We start from the raw sequence: 17,778 nt of genomic DNA, 5'->3' as shown, positions 1-17,778 counted from the left end.
TTCCTAGAACATTTTGAGAATTAAAGAAATCAAAATCCAAAGCGATTCACAAGCAAAAACACCGGCACAAAATGGCATGTAGCGCTGTTTGTTTTTAACAAGCTTTGTGCACAAGCCGCCAAGAATAAGACCGAAAGAAATATGGTTTGGCATGATAATGCCGCCCAACGTCATGGTTGGGTTAACTTTTATTTGTCTCAAAAACAAGCCATACAAAAAGCCCATACCAACAACGTACGGATTAAAGTTGAGTGTTTGAATGAGCAACGCTTTGGTTCTGCCGCGATGTGCAAAAAGATCTTGCGAGCCAATGCCAAGCTTGGTAAACAGTAAGTATAAAATGGCGCCGACGGAAAGTGCTGTTACCACAAGGCCCAGCCATTGCGCGCCGTGCAGGCGGCGTTGGTTGCTGGCGGCAAGCTCGCCGGTTTTAAAATCAAAAAGATAATCTGAGGCGGTTGAAGCGCAGATTGAAAAAAACATGCAAATAACGGTAATTTGAATGGGGTTCGGTTTGAAAAAGAGCAGCATAGGAATTAAGACAAAGGTTGCAAAGCGTCCAAATTGGATAAGCCCAATCTCGCCGCCAATAAAACAAATTTCGTAGGTGGCAATAACGGTAGAGAGCAGAAATACTCCTTGAGCCAACCAACTGAATTCTAAGTACCATAAAAGACCTATTGAACTTGCAAGGGCGGCAACCGTTTCAATATGGAACAAGCTGATGTTTTTGAAAACAGCCCCGTGTTTTGTTTTTGTTGAGCGTTGTGTTAGGCCGAGTGCATTTTTAATGGTGGAAGCCGCAATATTTACCACGTAGGCAATGTTGGCGGCATACAATTTAAAGCGGTTGACCATGATGGCGGGGTTTTTTGCTAGGCCGGCAAGAAAATCGGTCAGGACCAGGCCGGAGCAAAAAGCGGTCGAAAATGTTACAAAATCAAAAGGGGTAAACAAATTGAAGGAAAGATAATTTGCGTGATCGTTGAGTGGCTGTAAAACATAATAGCGCGAAATAATGCCTACCAAAAGCGGAATGGCAACGCCAAGGCCTGCGGTAAAGCCGATCGACCAGAGGGTGGGCCAAATTGACAACGCAAAGACGCTGCCAAAAACTGATGGAAGGAGTGTTACGGTTTTGGGTATAAATCCCTTGAGCGCAAAGATTCCGTCTCGGGCTACGCAAAGCAGGGTTGTGCTTGCTATGCCCCAGCCAAGGCTTTTTGCTTGCGTGGCATTGGCATCTGAGTTAGCTACGCTGTACGTTAGCTGGCTGACAGGGAAGGACAGTTTTTCTTCTTGGATCATTGGCTTTACAAAAAAGCGTCCCAGCATGATGCCAAAGCTGCCGGCAGCAAGGCAGCAGAGTGCGATAAAAAGGCAAAATTGAACAGGGCTTGCAAGCCAGGAGTTTAAAATGTGTTCATCCAGAAAATAAAGCATTGGCAACGTGAAGCCAATACCGGTTGCAATGGTCCCGCCAACAGCACCTACGGCTTGAGTAAAAACTAGTTCTTGTTTAACCTTGTCAGTGCTAAGAGAAGCTGGATACATTTTAAAGAGTATTTTGCCCAGCAAAACGAGGGTTGGGGCCATCCATGGTCCAACCATCGTGGCAATCGATATATACGACAAGGTCGCCGTGCTGATAAAAGTAAAAAAAATACCTAAAATTAGGCTAAAAATATTCATAGTGGTTACAATGTAATCAAGATTGAGGGACTCTGTCAATACCGGCTTTAGATCGGCTTTTTGGCTTAATAGCCCTGCAATTGTTTGAAAAAAGTCTAAGAAATGGTTTTAAAATCGGCATTTTGAGCCATTTATTTATTGCTTTTCTTGCTGAAATGATTTACAATTAGAAATTGAAGAGGTATGTCTTTGTGCAGGGAGTACCCAAAAAGTTGTTTTTTGAATTAATTTTGAAGGGCATGAGTAAGGTATGAAACATGAAATATTTAACTAAAAAGTACCTTTTGTATCTCATTTTTACCGCCTTTGCCGCCGTAATTGCGACGAGGGCAGCCTATCGCTTTTTGCATGAAGAAGGCGATGTCGTTCGTACGCCCCTGCCTTATCACCTTGAAAAAGTTCGTATTCGCGAGCTGACCGAAGGTTCAGATCCCCTTGTTGGCGGGAAAGTTAGCTCCTTCGATTTTGGCGAATTAATTAGATTGATTGATAATTGCTCGGCAGTTAAGCGTGAGCATGTTGCCCGCTTTGATAATATGCATCCTAAAAAATTAGATGTTGATTATGTTTCTGGCATCTTGCAGCGCTTGCTTTTTGAACGGACAAAGCTGCGGGAATATATTTGGGAAGTTAAAGGTGGTTCGCGCTCGGCCATGCCAGTGAAAAAATATCGGGCGCTGATGTACTACATGGAAGTTCTTGATTATAATATTGCGGATATGCAAGAACTGTTGCGTGGATATCGGTTGGCTGCTGATGATGAGAGTAAGAAATAAAAAGTAAAGATTAGCTAAAAGGGGTGGCGCTGTCTCAGCGCCACCCCTTTTTTAATTAGACTAGTTTTGGCAAGAGAACGTGATTTAATACTTCTTTAACATCGTCAACCAAAAAGATATTCATACCTTCAGCTACTTTTTTCAAGGTGGTTAAATCCTTTTGATTAAGTTTTGGCAGAATAACATTGCAGAGTCCGTGCTGTTTTGCTGCCAAAATTTTTTCTTTAAGTCCACCAATCGGAAGTACTTTGCCTTGCAAGTTGAGCTCGCCGGTCATCGCAAAATCGCCATTAATTTGGCGGCCTGTTAAAACCGAAAGCACTGATGATAGCAATGATATGCCGGCGGATGGGCCGTCTTTAGGAATGGCGCCTGCAGGTAGATGGATGTGTAAATCGTAGCTGGTAAACATGCTATCGGCAATACCAAAGTCTTGTGCATGCGATTTTGCGTACGTCAAAGCGGCTTGAGCTGATTCTTTCATAACATCGCCCAATTGGCCGGTGAGCAAGAGCTTGCCGCTGCCTGGCATCAATGCTGCTTCAACCTGCAAAATTTCGCCACCAAATGGTGTCCATGCAAGGCCGTTAGTGACGCCAATTTTGTGTGATTTAACTAATTCTTCTGGGCTGATGCGAGAAGGTCCAAGATACTTTTGAATGTTGTCTTCGGTAAAAACAAGTTTCTTATTTTTTTCAACCAAGTGGCGTGCGTATTTTGAGCAGAGCTTTTGAATGTAACGATCAAGGTCACGAACCCCAGCTTCTTGGGTATAATGGCGGATTATGTAATCAATAATTTCTTTGCTTAAAACCATGCCTTTTTCATTAAGGCCTGAATTTTTGATAGCTTTGGAAACCAAGTGTTTTTGCGCAATTTCGCATTTTTCATCGTTGGTATAACCAGAAAGTTGAATAATTTCCATACGATCGCGTAATGGTCCAGGAACGTTACTTAAATCGTTGGCGGTTGTTACAAACAAGCATTGTGAAAGATCAAAATGTACGCCAAGGTAGTTGTCGTAAAATGTTTTATTTTGTTCTGGGTCCAATACTTCAAGCAACGCAGCTGATGGATCGCCACGGTTTGACATACCAATTTTATCGATTTCATCAATGATGATGAGCGGGTTCATGCTCTCTGCTTTTTTTACTGCCTGAATAAATCGTCCAGGTAGAGCGCCGACATACGTTCTGCGATGGCCACGAATTTCAGATTCGTCGTAAACACCGCCAAGCGAAATGCGGTAATAATTTCTGCCTAAGCTATTGGCAATTGCTTTGCCCAACGATGTTTTACCAACGCCTGGAGGGCCGGCAAAACACAAAATAGGAACGTTACAATCTTGCTTGAGTGATTTGATTGACAGGAAATCCAAAATACGATCTTTAATATCATCAAGGCCGTAGTGGTAATTATCAAGTACTTCTTGGGCATGTTTGATATCAAGATTGTCTTTGGTGTAGTGGCCCCATGGCATTGATAAAACCCATTCAAGGTGCGTTCTGATAACGGTTGCTTCCATAGATTCTGGAGCTGTTTTTGTTAAGCGATTAAATTGCTTAATACATTCAAGGCGTGCTTCTTCGGTCAGTGGAAGCTCGTGTATTTTCTTTTGTAAATCAGAAAGATCGGTTTCGCTTTCTTCCCCAAGTTCTTTTTGGATTGCTTTCATTTGCTCGCGCAAATAATATTCTTTTTGGGAGCGATTGATAGATTCTTGTGTTTGATGATAAATTTTTTCTTTAACGCCATTGAGCTCATATTCTTTGGTTAGGTAGTCGTAAATGCCGCTCAGGAGCTGGTTTAATGTTTTTTTCTCAAGTAATGCTTGAGCTTCTTGGACGGTGAGGTTGAGGTGCGAAAGAATAAAGTCAGCTATGCGCATTGGATCTTGAATTTGAGAAAGAATAACTTGAAAGTCAGGACCAAAGACGCGGCCTGATGATGCAATTTTTTCAACTAAAACAAGTAGCTGTTTTATTTGAATGTCTGATTGTTCTGCGTCAAACTCGACTTCGTGCGGGTTGATTGTTTGTATGCGTGCTTCAAGCGTATCGTTGGTTGATAAAATTTCTTCAACATGAGCTTTGACCAGCCCTTGTGTTAAAATTTTAATACCACCTTCTGGCAGTTGCATGACACGCATAATGTTGCCTACCGTACCCACTTTGTAAAGATCGCTGATGCTAATGGGATTTTGGTAATCACTTGGTTGTTGGTGCGCCGCCAACAGTAAAATTTTGCGTGAGCCTTCCATTGCCTCTTCAATTCCTGCGATGATTTTTTCATCAAGAATGAGTAATGGTACTACCATTTGAGGAAACACCACCACATCGACGGTAGGAATTACCGGTAATATGAGTGGAATTTCGTCCAATAAATAATCGTTAATATGTTCTTTCATATCCTTCCTCCCCAAAATTCAGAATAGTTTAAGCGAGCTGCGCTACAAAGAGTGCCTAACGGCATGTTTGTAGGAAAAGCAGGCATGTCCTGTGCCTGTTCACATCCCAAGAATAAAAGATTTTCTTTCAGCAAAACAAGAGTCTTGGTAATATGACAAACAACCCTTTGGTTTTCGATGTAGTTCGTTTTTTAAAAAAAAGAATTTCATGTCTCTCTTTGAGACACTTGAGTGTTTTTTTAACGCGGAGGTTGGTTCTATGGCCATCTTGAAAATGCAGAATATAAAAAAAGATTTTGTGCAGGGCGGAAAAACGTTGCAGGTTTTGCGTGGCGTGTCGCATGAGTTTGAGCAAGGAAAATCGTATGCGCTTGTTGGCGCTTCAGGAAGTGGGAAATCAACGTTGCTGCACATTTTGGGGGGCTTGGACCAGCCAGATCACGGCACCATATTTTTTGAAGGTCAGGATATTTTTAAACTTAAAAATAAAGATCAATTTCATAATCAGCATCTTGGCTTTGTGTTTCAATTTCATTATTTGATCAAAGAGTTAACCGTCTTAGAAAATATTATGTTGATGGGCCAGATCAAGGGCGACAGTGTGAGCGCATGTAAAGGCCGTGCTAACGAATTACTAGAAGCCGTTGGGCTTACTGAAAAAACACATAGTTATCCCGAACAGTTGTCGGGCGGGCAGCAACAACGTGTTGCGGTGGCGCGTGCGATTTTTAATAAGCCGGCATTTTTGCTGGCAGATGAGCCGACTGGCAATTTGGACGCTGATAGTGCTGCCTCTTTGGTTCAATTATTACTTGGTGCGGTACGAAGTTGGGGTATGGGGCTGGTGCTTTGTTCGCACGATAAAGCGGTTTATGAAAAAATGGAAACGGTCTTGTTAATGCACGATGGTGTTTTAGTTCAACGATAAAAAGGTCAAAGGTTTTGGAGCTCATGCCATATTCAAAAAAAGTTAATCTTCATCTCAACAAACGTTCTATTGTTAACAAAACGATGCAAGTGGGCCTTGCCACGCTGATGAGCCGCTTTCTCGGTATTTTGCGAGAGTTTTTGCAAGTGAGTTTCTTGGGGATTGGTGGGGTTTCAGATGCGTTTATAACCGCTTTTAGGATTCCCAATTTTTTAAGACATATGTTTGCAGAAGGTGCTTTGAGTGCCTCGTTTGTGCCGATCTTTGTGCGAGTGATCAAAGAAAAACGCGAAGATGCTGATGGTTTGATGAGTTTGTCGTTGCTTTTTTTGCAAGGCATTTTGCTGGTGCTATACCTTTTTATTTTGTTAAAAACTGATCTGGTGATGGCTATTATTGCTCCCGGTTTTTCCTCTTTTCAAACGGCGTATGCGGTTCAATTTTTGCGTATCATGTTTCCGTTTATCTTTTTGATATCAGCCAGTGCGCTTTTTGGTGGGGCTCTTAATGCCGTTAATCATTTTTTCATCCCTGCGTTTGGTCCTGCATTGTGGAATTTTTTTTATGTCATTGCGCTTGCATTATGTTTGCATTTTCAACTCAGCCCGCTTTACTTGTGCTTGGGCGTTATTGTTGCTGGTGCTTTTCAGTTGATAATGACGACTGTTGCTTATTTTGTGTACAACTTTAAATTTGCATCTATAACCGCTGAGTCGTGGGTACATTTTAAAGAGATTATACTGAAATTTATTCCCTATCTGATGGGCGTGAGTATTGTAGAAATCAATTTGTTTGTTGGTGGTAGTATTGCTTCGTTTTTGCCATCAGGTTCTGTTTCGTTGTTGTACTATGGCAGTCGATTTATGAATATTCCGCTTGGTGTGTTTGCTGTCGCGCTTTCAAATATTTTATTGCCTCATTTTTCACGCATTGTCTTGTACGCGCCAAAGCGCATGAGTTTTTATTTGTTAGAAGTTTTGAAATTTGTTTCGTGGGTTATTATTCCCATCACGCTCTTTTTTGCGTTTGTTTCTTACAATTTATTTGACAGCCTTTTTCTTTTGCGTAAAACGGTCGATCATGCTCAGCTTGTTCTTGCTGCTCAGATTTTAATTCTGTATCTTGGTGGGCTGTTATTTTTTTGCATTAATAAAGTGCTCATGAGCATGTTGTACTCGCTCAAAGATACGCGTTCAACGATGCTGGTGACGGGCATTGGCGCTGGTGTTAATGTGTTGGGTGATTTGGTTGGGATGTATTTTTTTGGCGTGCACGGCATTGCCGCGGCTGCTTCTTTTTCTGGGCTGGTTATGACCATTGGTTGTATTTATTTGCTGGTTACTAGGCATCATATCACGTTGTATGCCGGGGCTTACGGACGTTTTTGTGTTTCGTTGTGTGCACAAATTGCCTGTGTCGCCGGTTTATTTTTGCTTGGTTTTTATGGCTCGTTGATGCTGGCAAGCTTTGCTGGTATTACCTTTTTTGCGTCACGATTGGGCTTTTGGTTTTTATCACTTTCGTTGGCGGGTTTACTCTTTTTATTTATGATGGTGACCAAGCGTTTGTTTGGTTTAAAACTTTATTTTCTTGGCCGGTAAATACGCAGCTATTCATTGCTTTTTTTTGATCTGAAAGATAAGCTTCTGGAGTGAGTTTTTAAGGAATTAGGCTAACTTCTTGGGAGAGGAGATTCTTCATGCAAAAAAAACGTTTACTTGGTCTTTTTGCTACCATCGTTTTTGGTAGTTTTTCGCTTGGCGCTTCGGTTCATGAAAGCAACTCTGAGCGGTCTTCAATTGCTCAATTTTTTTCTGATGACTCAGCCCGTGCGGTGTCTGGCATACAAGAAGATAATATGAGCATGCCTATCGCATTTGGCCAAACGGCGGGCGATGGTTTTGGTAATTTTTATTTGGGCGCCAGCGTTGCCAACAAAGCTGATAGTGCTGTTATTCGAACCAGCGTCGTAAAAGACAGTAATGGGGTTTCTTCAATTTCAATAACGCCGCTGGCCGGTCTTGTCTACGATGCAAGTGGTGCAACGGTAGACAGCCCGCTCAAAAATAAAATCATTGCGCACATGAAGTTGGTGGGGCCGTCAAATAATCAGCTGTTGGCGGTGGTTAATGATGCCGAATTAAATGTGCATCTCATGACCAGCGTTCGTGATGGATTGCGCATGGTTAACTCTGTAACGTTGAAAGATACCAATCAACAAGACATTGATGCAACGCCGTTAGCGGTTGAAGGAACTGATGTACAGAATCTTTCAGGCCGTTCTTTTTTTTCTGTTGTCGCACCAAATTCGACATTGTCTGTTGGTTCAGATCCTGGTGTTGCTCTTTTAAATAGTTCATTGACACAAATTGCGCCACAAGTTGCGGGCGCCGTGCAAGCGCAGCCAATTGTGACAGATGCGGCAAGTGACCTTGTTGATATCAATGGCGTTAATGCCGTGAATGGTCTAGCGTTTTACGCTAATGGGACAAGTGATCCAATTACAAAAGCATTATTATCAAATCCTACGGCGTACGATCTTCATTGGGACGAAAAATTGCAACGCTTGTACGTTGCGGTAGATAATGTGACGCGTGATGATAATGCCAAAGATGGCGGCATCATGAGCATTTTGGTGGGCGGTTTTGATGAGAATAATAATTTTTTCTTAAGACCGATTGTACCAAATCCGCAAGCTGGCATGTTTGCAAGTCTTGGTTCGTTTAATTATCAGATTGGTTTTTATGCGCCGGCAGCAGATACCGATGCGTATGTTGTAAGTGCTCGATTGGTGCGCACCATGCATACCAGTACCGGCAAAGATTATATCATAGTGAATGGCGGTTTTTCTCTGGATGCAAGTTTGGTTGCTGATAATGTTGTATCCTTACCGGTTTTGCCAGTTGGGGATGCTAATGCAGGGCAACTAGCGCGTGTTAATGGCGCCGATGATTATACCGTTGCGGGTATTGATCCCATGACCTCCATGGTTGAAGATTTAGCTCTTAATACCGTGCCGCTCGTGGTTGGAAATAGTATCTATTCTGGCCCCGTGAATGATATGCAAATAGTTGGAGATAGTGTTTTTATAGCGAGTATTTATGGTATTTTCAAAAGCACGGCACTATTCGATGATAATGGCAATATAAGGCGTTGGACAAGGTGGCAACGAGTTGCAAGTACACAAATTGGCGTAATGTATATTGGTGCTTTCGGTTTTGATATCAACAGTGCTAACGGGAATTTTCAATATTTGACGAGTGCTGATGGTGATTATATGAATCCAGCAACAACGATCAAAGGTACGGTGTGGGGTGCCAGTTCAAGCGTTACTGATGGTATGAGTCGTCAGTTGACTGATGTTGTTAATAGCATTTGTACCGATGGCGTATATCAAATTTTTAATTTTGCTCAATCTACGCCAGGTTTTAATCAAATTACCGGAGCGTTTTCAATGCTTGTTGCTGTTGGTGCTGACAAGGTTGCGCTTATTCAAGCTGGTACAAACGATGTCTTTACTATTATTCCAACGACAGAATTTATGCTTGGGACGAATGTTTTTAGTTTTAATGACCCAGCATTGCAAGCAATTGCGCCGATTGTTACGGCTGAATTAAGTCGAGTTGTAGATAATAATTATTCGGGATATGTGTACGTTGGTGGTTACAACGGTATTGCTCGATTACAAAATGGTAGTGGGGATGGGTTTAATAACAATGGTAGCTTTAAGGAATTTGATCCAATGGGCTTTCCTGGTAACGGGTTTGCATTTGAAGAACTTGGAAATTTCCAAAATGTTGTGGCGATTGCGAGTGCTGGCGATGGTTTTATTGATGTTCTGACGCGCGATGCTTATTACTACAAGTTGGATTTCGATCTTGCCGGTGGGACTGTTGTTACTGATTTGCCGTATGGCGTTGATTTAGTGGTAACGCCTGCATTGCGCATCATTGCAACAACGCAGGGACTTTTTACGACAACAGACGGTGTTAATTTTACGCAAATTTCGCAAGTTCAAGGCTTGCCGATCAAGCTGATCTATCTCTCAGAAACCGAAGGTGTTCCTTCATCGCAAGGCAATTTGTATGTTTTGTCAGTTGATCGCGATGATGATAGTGGTATTTTACAATTGTTTAGCGTGAATGGTGCCAGCATGACATTGCTCAATGAAAGTGTTATTAATTTACACGCGTTTAGAGAAAGCTTTTTTACCGATGGTGCCTTTTTCTTTAATCAGCAACAGCGCGATGTTAATCAAAAAGATCTGATACGTTTTGGTACGCGCGATCAAGCGAGTGCGTCGTTGACCAGTTTATTGCCGATTGATTCAAGTACGAATACGCACATTGGTTGGCCGGTACGTGATACCGCATCGGGCTGTTTTGTGCTACCAGGTGATTTTGGCATATTTGTTAACGAATAATTGAAAATCAAAAAAGAGGATTATTGCATATGAAAAGAAGAATGTATGTTCTGGGCCTGGTGTTCGCGTTGTTAAGTATGCAGCAAGCTCAAGCTTTTGTGCCGGTAAATTTTTTTCGGCCGTACGATTATGCCTTGCGTTTGCCGTACATAAAAAATAGAACATTTAGTTGCGGTGTTTCAAACCTTGAATATGGTGCTCGTTGTACTGGTTTGAATTATGATGATCATCGTCGCAATGTTTTAGCTTTGCACAATGATACTGAGTCGGCAATTAGCATGACGAGAAACCCAACCTTACCAGTTGGACTTGCTATGGGTGCGCCGCTTAAAGGTTTGTACGATACTTTTGATGATGTTGATAATCAAGGGCACCAACAATTGCGTGGTAAATTTAGTGGCCTTGATTTTGTGCTTTTTGCAAGCTACGTAGCGCCCTTGAAACCAGAAGATGGCACCTTGGCATTTACGATGCATTTGCCAATTGTGTGGCGAGAAATTATGGCAAAAAATCCTCTCGTTACTGATTTAACACAAGTTGGCGTGCTGACGCCGATGGGTGCTAATATCAAGACCTATTTGACCGATGATTTAATTGCCAACGTTAAAGAGTTTGGCGGGCTTACCATCGCGCCGTGGAGTAAGAGTGGCATTGGCGATTTAGATCTGATTATGGAATGGAGCAACCGTTTCAAACAAGAAAAAGAATATTTAAAAATGGTAATGCTGTATGCCAAATTGGGCATTACATTTCCTACGGCGCGAGAGCGTGATCTTGATCAAGCATTTAGTATGCCGCTTGGCAACGATGGTGCGTGGGGGATCCCGCTTGGTATGGCGTTAGAACTTGGCTTTGTGCACAACGTGCGCGTTGGTGTTGATGTCGATTTTTTAATTTTGTTTGATACCAACAAAGAATATCGCATGAAAACAGATAAAAATCAGACCGATTTTTTGCTGCTAAATAAAGGGTTGGCAACTAAAGAGTATGGCTTTACCTGGCAGTTTCATTTGTTTTTGCAAGGACTGAGAGTGTGGCAAGGTTTGTCGGTCAAGGGTGCGTATCAATTTGTAAAACATGATGACGATCGTTTGATTCCGCATAATAATGTATTTGATTATTCTATCGTGAATACATCAAATAGTTTAAAGGAATGGACGATGCATAATCTTATTTTTATGGCAAACTATGATTTTTTCCGTGATTGCAAAGATTGTGCGGTAAATTCTCAACTGAGTTTTTTCTATAAACTACCGGTTGATGGAAAAAATATTATTGATAATCACTCGGTTGGCGGTCAATTTTCTTTGTTATTTTAAATGCAAGCCCGGTATATGCCGGGCTCTTTTATTTCTTCTTCACTTATTCACATTCTTTGGGTTAGACTGGTTTGCATAAAGTTTATGAATTGAAAGGGAGTATATGAAGAAGTACGGTCTAGTCGCGTTTTTTCTTATGAGTTTTTCTGCTGCCAAAGCATTTGCGCCGACCAATTTTTTGTCAGCACATGATCCGTTATGGCAGCCATATCATACCCATGTTAATGGTTTTGATTTTAGTCTTGGTGTTGAATTTGCAACCAAACATACCAGCAGCGATATTCAAGGTTATCGTCAAACATTGATTGGCGTTTACAATCCAACACAGTCAATTCTTGCCATGCTTGAAAATCCGCAAGGCGATGTTCAAGCTGGTGCTACCGCGGCATTAAATAGTTTTGGATTTCCACGAGCCGATGATGGTGTGCGTGGGAATGTTCGTATGTTTGGTACGCTCAAACAAACGAATATAAATTTGGTGAGTGGTTATACATTTGATATTACCGGGTTGCCTGGTTATTTTACGTTCAATCTTTATATTCCTATCAAAGATATTCGCGTGACTGATTTTAGGTTTCAAGATTTAACAAAATCAGACTTTGCATCAGAGCTGCTTATTCAAGAGTTCATTCGTGATTTAGCAAATGAAACGCAAGAGTTGGGTGGGCTGAGTCTTCACAATTGGCATGAGGCTGGACTTGGCGATATTGTTTTGTTGTTAGATTGGTCGACTAAAATAATGCCTTCGTATGGCAAGCTCAAAGTTATTACGCCGTATCTTCGTTTTGGTGTGAGTATTCCAACTGGCGAGTCAGTTGATAATAAAAATATGTTGAGCATGCCGCTTGGCAATGGTGGGCCGGTTGGCTTACCGTTGGCGGTTGGCTTTGATTTTGAATTTGCGAAATATTTGCGTGCTGGCGTGTATGCTGAAGTTATGTACTTTTTTGATCATACGCATGAGCGCCGCTTGAAAACATCAATCTCGCAAACAGAACCTTTATTGCTTAATAGCGGCAATGCAACTAAAAATTTTGGTGCAACCTGGACATTTGAAGCATATGCTGAAGCATTTAGAATCTGGCATGGTTTATCGATAAAGTTAGCATGGCAATATGTTCATCACGATGATGATAAATTGTTTACTAAAGACCCCGCTTTTTCTAACGATATTATTAATACCGCCAATAGTTTGAGTGATTGGACTATTCATAATTTGATGCTGGAGGGGATCTACGATTTTTCAAAAGAATTTGATCACACGTGGGTAACGCCGTACGCCGGTATGTTTTATAAAGCAGGCCTTGGCGGTAGGGGTATTATCGACAATAGTACTTTTGGGTTTATGCTGGGTGTGGGCTTTTAGAAGATTCTTCACAAGAGAGAGATCCCTTGTTGAATGTGGTTCATTAATCTGAATAAAAAGCTTGGAGAAATGATGAAGAAAATGAAGAATCGTAAGCTATTGCTGAGTCTTTTACCAAGGGCATTTTTGTTGGTAATCTGTTTTGCTGGTCAAGCGCATACTAAAAAATTTGTACAAGAATTGGAAATGCCGCAGGTTGTGGTGGGGAGCTTAGCGTTGCCGCCACGAGTTGCCGGTGAGGTTGAGGAAGAAATTCCTGGTTCAGTAGCAACGACGCTACAGCTGCCAAATTCTGGAAACGGCGCGCCAGTACCTTCGGGTCGAGCAAAAAATAAATCGCCATTGCCGTCATTTGTAGTATCTGCAGATGAATTTGAAGATGATTCGGTGCCTAGTTCTGGTGTTAAAAAAAAATTGTCGGTCCGTCCGCGCACTAAAAAAACGGTGCCGTCAGCCGCGGTAACATTTGAACATGAAGAAGGGATGCCAGAGATTGTCGTTGATGATCTGTCTCTTGATTATGAAGGTAATGTTGTTGGTGGGCAAGCAAGTATTGGCGATCAATCATTTGAATTTTCTGTTGTTGATAATCAAGTTGCTATTCCTGAAACAGTTTTTTACGATTTTTTTGATCAAAAAAATAAGCAATCGGTTTCAGAACAAGCATCGACAGCGCTTATATCCGGACAAGCTGCTGTAGCACAGCCAAGATTATCACCAACGATCAGTGTAAATCGTGATCAGTTGCGAGAAGAAATTCGTTCAGTTCTTCAAGAATTTTTGCAACAATTTTTGATAAGTTTGGGTGGTGCTTCTCACGATGATGCGCGTTCAGTTTTCAAGCCAGTAGCTCAATTTGCTGAAGATAAGCATGTTTATGATAATGAAAATTTTGGATCAAAAAAATTTACGCCACGGCCGACGCCACGTGCAGCGTCAACTGAAACGCCAGCATCGGCAACGGTTGATATTGGACCTACAGCATTTGGCGGGACGGATCGTTTTTTTCTCGGTTTTATGAATGATTCGACAGGAGCCAGTAACACACTGGTGCGTGCATCGTTGGGTACGTCAACCGTGCCAGAAACTTTGGGTCAAAAAATTGTGCAAACAACACCAATGGTGCCAACAACACAAGGAAGTTTTACTTTCAACGGTGTTAGTTATGATATTTCTGCCGATCCGTTAAAAGATACGGGGACGGCTCATCTCGCATTGGCGGGCAGTGAAAAAAAATTGGTGGTGGTGCCACTTGGTGGGCCAGCGCTATTTGATCCAATGGCGGGGCTTGACGCGTTGACAGTTGCCAAAAATCAAAAGGGTGCTTCTGTTTATTTATTACCAACTGATGATGGCGCTCGTTTGATTACGAACAGTGCTTCAGATGGTTCTGATAAAGATTTTATTAGAGATGCTGCCGGGGTTTCAATTAATCAACAAATTGTTTCCATGACGGCATCGCAGCCCGAAGATTTTGATCAAGCATTAATTTTTGCTGCTGTTTCTGATGGGTCTATTGTGCCGGTAACGTTTAAAGACCAAGCGACTGAGATGATAATTTTGGCACCAAGTGGCTCATTAAAAAACTGGGCGTCTGATACTGTTACCGATACGAGTGTTGCTATGCCAGTTCCGCAACTTGTTTACGATGGTGCAACTGAAGTTGACGTGATTGATGGCGTTAATCGTGGAGTTGCGGTGCTCAAGCGTTCGCGTGGTAATGCTGGTAACGCGGTTGATGCATTGACGGTGGTAAGTGATGATGGGATTCCTGCGAATAATAAAGCGCATAAGTTACGTGTTGATGCGGAAAGCGACGGGTTATATCGTACAAATCCTGCAGAAACAATTGCGTTTTATGCGCCGGGAGATCCAGAACCCATCACGCGTGCAATCATTGGGTCTGACGTTGATATGGTCTGGGATGAGCCGCTGCAACGCTTATTTATTGGTTTGTCTGATGTGACGCGTGGGCACAATGTTGGTGCCGTAACTAATAAATCTGGGGGTGTGTGTTCAGTGTTGGTTGGTAAAGTTGATGCTAACCAAAAAATTACGCTTTATCCCGTTCTTAAAAATCCAAGCTCATATCTTTTTGCTGATGTACGTAATCCAGATGCAGCGAGCTTTGTAGAAAAAGATGCAGGAAATTACAATAAATACATTCTTGGTTTTTATGAAAATAATACTAACAATAACAACACAACCACACCCGTCGATCTTTTTGCTAGTGCACGAGCCGTGCGAACGATGCATACCAGTACTGGCAAAAGTTATTTGATTGTGAATGGTGGCGTTGGTTCGCGTACCAATAATCCGCGCAATGTAAATACGCAGATTTATGCTATGCCATTGGTCGATGAAGGCAATGATGCCGGATTTGTTGGTTTTTTTGATTCAAATGGTGCTGCGAGTGTTCTTGATTTTGCGCCATTTTTTGAAGCTGTTCGTACGAATATTCAAGATGCGATCAACGAAGTTGATGGCTTGGCAAATCCTTTAACAGCAACAGCAAAAATGGCGGTAAAGGATATCGTTAACCAAAATCCACCATTGACTGCTAACGCACTTGCATCAACAATTTTGGAAGAAATTTATAAATATAGTGATCGTAGGACAGCTGCTCTTGCTGTTGAAGCACGCGTAAAAATATCTGGAACACAAAATCCTGTTACCGTTGCTGCGGCGCAAGCATTTTTAGGGAGTCCATCTGGTATTGCCACGGCTATTCTTCAAAATAGAATTTCTGAAGTTTCGGTTAAAAGCGATCTTCAAAAAGCGGCTAAAAAAGCTGTTCGTGGTATGGTGGCTAATAATAAAGAAACTGGTGCAGCTGCGGCAATTCAAGCTGGTGCTGGCTGGGCTTTGCATCAAGTGTATGAGAGTACGTTTAGAGATGATTTCTTGCAGTTGGTACACAATATGCCTGTCAGTTCTCAGGTACAAACGATTGTTGGAGCCGACCCACAATTACTTTCATTTGATACGACTTTAACAATTACTGATATGCAGGTTCATGGTGATACGATTTATGTTTCAGTAGCGGGTGAGCGTGATGCTGAGCATGTGGGTGAAGCCGGTATTTTTGCAAGTAAAGCATTGTTTAATGAAAAAGGCGCTATTCGTGCTTGGACCCCGTGGCAGCGCGTTATGGGGCGCCCAGAAAAAGTGTATGGTTTTGATTTTGATGATGAGACCAGTAACTTTTGGTTTGTAACAGAAGATTCGAGTCAAAAAATAAATACGGTGCGTGTGACTGAGTGGGGCAAGGGTGACAATGTGTTGCATAGCGATACGCAAACAATGAATGCGCCGCTGTCTTCGGTTCTTGATACCGTGTTTGCCAATGCCGGTGGGCTCTTTGGTTTGTTTGATTTTTCACCAGATACTTACGGGTTTAAAGAGCGTAATCTACAAGCTGTGGCGCCAAACCAAAGCCAACGCTATGAACAGTTTGGTATGATGGTGGCGACTGGTCAAGGCCGCGTTGCGTTAATCGAAAGTGGTATTTTTGCTAATAACGTTTTTGCGCCAACTGGTCCTTTTATTAGTAGCTCAACCAGCGATGTTTCAGTACGAATTTTTAGTGCCAATGATGCTGATGGTGCAGGGTTGGCTCTTGGGCAGCTTGGCGCCATAACGTGTGCTGAAATTGCACGCATGCCGCTTGATGATGCGTCGCCAAACAGTGGTCGGTTATTTGTGGGTGGGGAGTTTGGTGTTGCTGTTTTTGTACAAGGGTTTAATGGTAAAGGCTGGGACACACGTATTAATAAGGGCTTGAATAAGTTTTCGAGTAGTGCTGCTAGTGCGAGCTTTCCACGTGGCAAAAACTGGCGGTTTCTACGTTTAATGAAGTTGGCGGACGATGGAACGACAGAAAATATTTTTAAAGATGTGCGGCGCATTATTTCTGATCAACATAATTTTTTATACATTTTAACGCGTGATACGTTATACCGTCTCGATATGAATCAGTTAGAAAAAGGTAGCGGAAACAGCATTTTCGAACAAGATACAGCAACAAGGACGCAGGCGAATATTAAAGATAAGTATCTGGTTGAAGTTGCAAGCGTTGCCAAATCGATCGATGGACTAGCAAATATTTTTGATCCTGAACTGGATGAATTTTTTGATGTTATGGTTTTGCAGCGAGACGTGCAAGGTTCATCAATGAGCCCTGTTGATCTTACAAAAAATACCACAACGTTGTTGCTTGCAACAACCAAAGGTTTATATGTAAACGATTCGGCTACATTGACCGATGATTATCAAAAGAAATATCCAAAACAGGCTGATGTTACGAATATTTTTTGGCAGCAGAAAAAAGACCTTGGGCCAACACTCATGTTTGAGTTTTATTCATCATCGCGTGGCAATCGTTTAGTGCAAGATGTTAATCAACCAGATCAGTCAAAAAAAGTAGCTGTTTTTACCGCAGAAGGAAATTTGTATACTTTTGCACTTGATCAAAATCAAGAGTTTTTAGCGCGGTATCGTTTTAATGTGAGTGCTGGCGATATCACGTCAATTGCAGAACCGTACGTTGATGCGAACAATACGCCGACCGATTATTTCTTTAAAGTCGGCTCATTTGATGAACCAATCAGCGACGCAGAGTTTATGGGGCTGCTCGATTATTATGCGCGAACCAAACATTTTGGCGGTGATAATTTTGTGAATGCAGTACCCGTACGACCAGCATCAAGCTCTTTCATAAAAAATCCAATCACTCATAAATTTGAAGAAATTGACTTTGATCTCAGCTTAAGCTTGCCATTGCAGCAAGCGCGGTTGGTACAAGATACGGCTTCGGGTGCGGTGTATGTGCCAGGCGAGTTTGGTGTGCGCGTGAATGAATAAGGAT

General features: G+C 42.0%; 9 protein-coding genes. 7 read left to right on the top strand and 2 right to left on the bottom strand.

Annotated features, from left to right (window positions below; translation table 11 throughout):
* Positions 1-3: 3 nt before the first annotated feature.
* Entirely contained in the window at positions 4-1,692 is a 1,689-nt protein-coding gene (locus IPF37_01775; protein ID QQR49554.1) for an OPT/YSL family transporter, read from the bottom strand.
* 257 nt (positions 1,693-1,949) lie between these two features.
* Here IPF37_01775 and IPF37_01770 point away from each other — a divergent pair, with 257 nt between their 5' ends.
* On the top strand, positions 1,950-2,468 hold the full coding sequence (locus tag IPF37_01770) for a hypothetical protein (GenBank protein QQR49553.1): 519 nt from the start codon (positions 1,950-1,952) through the stop codon (positions 2,466-2,468).
* Positions 2,469-2,523: 55 nt separating this feature from the next.
* On the opposite strand, the gene lon is transcribed toward IPF37_01770, so the two are convergent.
* A complete protein-coding gene (gene lon, locus IPF37_01765; GenBank protein ID QQR49552.1) occupies positions 2,524-4,875 on the bottom strand; it encodes an endopeptidase La in 2,352 nt (783 codons plus the stop codon).
* A 259-nt stretch (positions 4,876-5,134) separates the two neighbouring features.
* Here lon and IPF37_01760 point away from each other — a divergent pair, with 259 nt between their 5' ends.
* From IPF37_01760 to IPF37_01735, 6 genes are all read left to right on the top strand, one after another.
* Positions 5,135-5,803: an ABC transporter ATP-binding protein gene (locus IPF37_01760; protein ID QQR49551.1), complete on the top strand. Its 669-nt coding sequence runs from the start codon at positions 5,135-5,137 to the stop codon at positions 5,801-5,803.
* Between the two features lie 23 nt (positions 5,804-5,826).
* A complete protein-coding gene (murJ, locus tag IPF37_01755) occupies positions 5,827-7,404 on the top strand; it encodes a murein biosynthesis integral membrane protein MurJ (GenBank protein ID QQR49550.1) in 1,578 nt (525 codons plus the stop codon).
* Positions 7,405-7,502: 98 nt separating this feature from the next.
* Entirely contained in the window at positions 7,503-10,226 is a 2,724-nt protein-coding gene (locus tag IPF37_01750; GenBank protein QQR49549.1) for a hypothetical protein, read from the top strand.
* Between the two features lie 29 nt (positions 10,227-10,255).
* Positions 10,256-11,545, top strand: a complete 1,290-nt coding sequence (locus IPF37_01745; GenBank protein ID QQR49548.1) for a hypothetical protein — start codon at positions 10,256-10,258, stop codon at positions 11,543-11,545.
* A 103-nt stretch (positions 11,546-11,648) separates the two neighbouring features.
* On the top strand, positions 11,649-12,911 hold the full coding sequence (locus IPF37_01740; protein QQR49547.1) for a hypothetical protein: 1,263 nt from the start codon (positions 11,649-11,651) through the stop codon (positions 12,909-12,911).
* A gap of 81 nt (positions 12,912-12,992) precedes the next feature.
* Entirely contained in the window at positions 12,993-17,774 is a 4,782-nt protein-coding gene (locus IPF37_01735) for a hypothetical protein (GenBank protein ID QQR49546.1), read from the top strand.
* Positions 17,775-17,778: the final 4 nt, after the last annotated feature.

The sequence above is a fragment of the bacterium genome, from assembly GCA_016699045.1.
In the GTDB taxonomy this organism is placed as follows: domain Bacteria; phylum Babelota; class Babeliae; order Babelales; family RVW-14; genus AaIE-18.
Note: the sequence above shows the minus strand (reverse complement) of the source record. Positions and strands in the feature narration are given on the sequence as shown.

What these genes read in the sequence shown, in the direction of transcription:
- IPF37_01775 (QQR49554.1), bottom strand. Translation starts at nt 1,692, where the DNA reads ATGAATATTTTTAGCCTAATTTTAGGTATTTTTTTTACTTTTATCAGC.
- IPF37_01770 (QQR49553.1), top strand. Translation starts at nt 1,950, where the DNA reads ATGAAATATTTAACTAAAAAGTACCTTTTGTATCTCATTTTTACCGCC.
- lon (QQR49552.1), bottom strand. Translation starts at nt 4,875, where the DNA reads ATGAAAGAACATATTAACGATTATTTATTGGACGAAATTCCACTCATA.
- IPF37_01760 (QQR49551.1), top strand. Translation starts at nt 5,135, where the DNA reads ATGGCCATCTTGAAAATGCAGAATATAAAAAAAGATTTTGTGCAGGGC.
- murJ (QQR49550.1), top strand. Translation starts at nt 5,827, where the DNA reads ATGCCATATTCAAAAAAAGTTAATCTTCATCTCAACAAACGTTCTATT.
- IPF37_01750 (QQR49549.1), top strand. Translation starts at nt 7,503, where the DNA reads ATGCAAAAAAAACGTTTACTTGGTCTTTTTGCTACCATCGTTTTTGGT.
- IPF37_01745 (QQR49548.1), top strand. Translation starts at nt 10,256, where the DNA reads ATGAAAAGAAGAATGTATGTTCTGGGCCTGGTGTTCGCGTTGTTAAGT.
- IPF37_01740 (QQR49547.1), top strand. Translation starts at nt 11,649, where the DNA reads ATGAAGAAGTACGGTCTAGTCGCGTTTTTTCTTATGAGTTTTTCTGCT.
- IPF37_01735 (QQR49546.1), top strand. Translation starts at nt 12,993, where the DNA reads ATGAAGAATCGTAAGCTATTGCTGAGTCTTTTACCAAGGGCATTTTTG.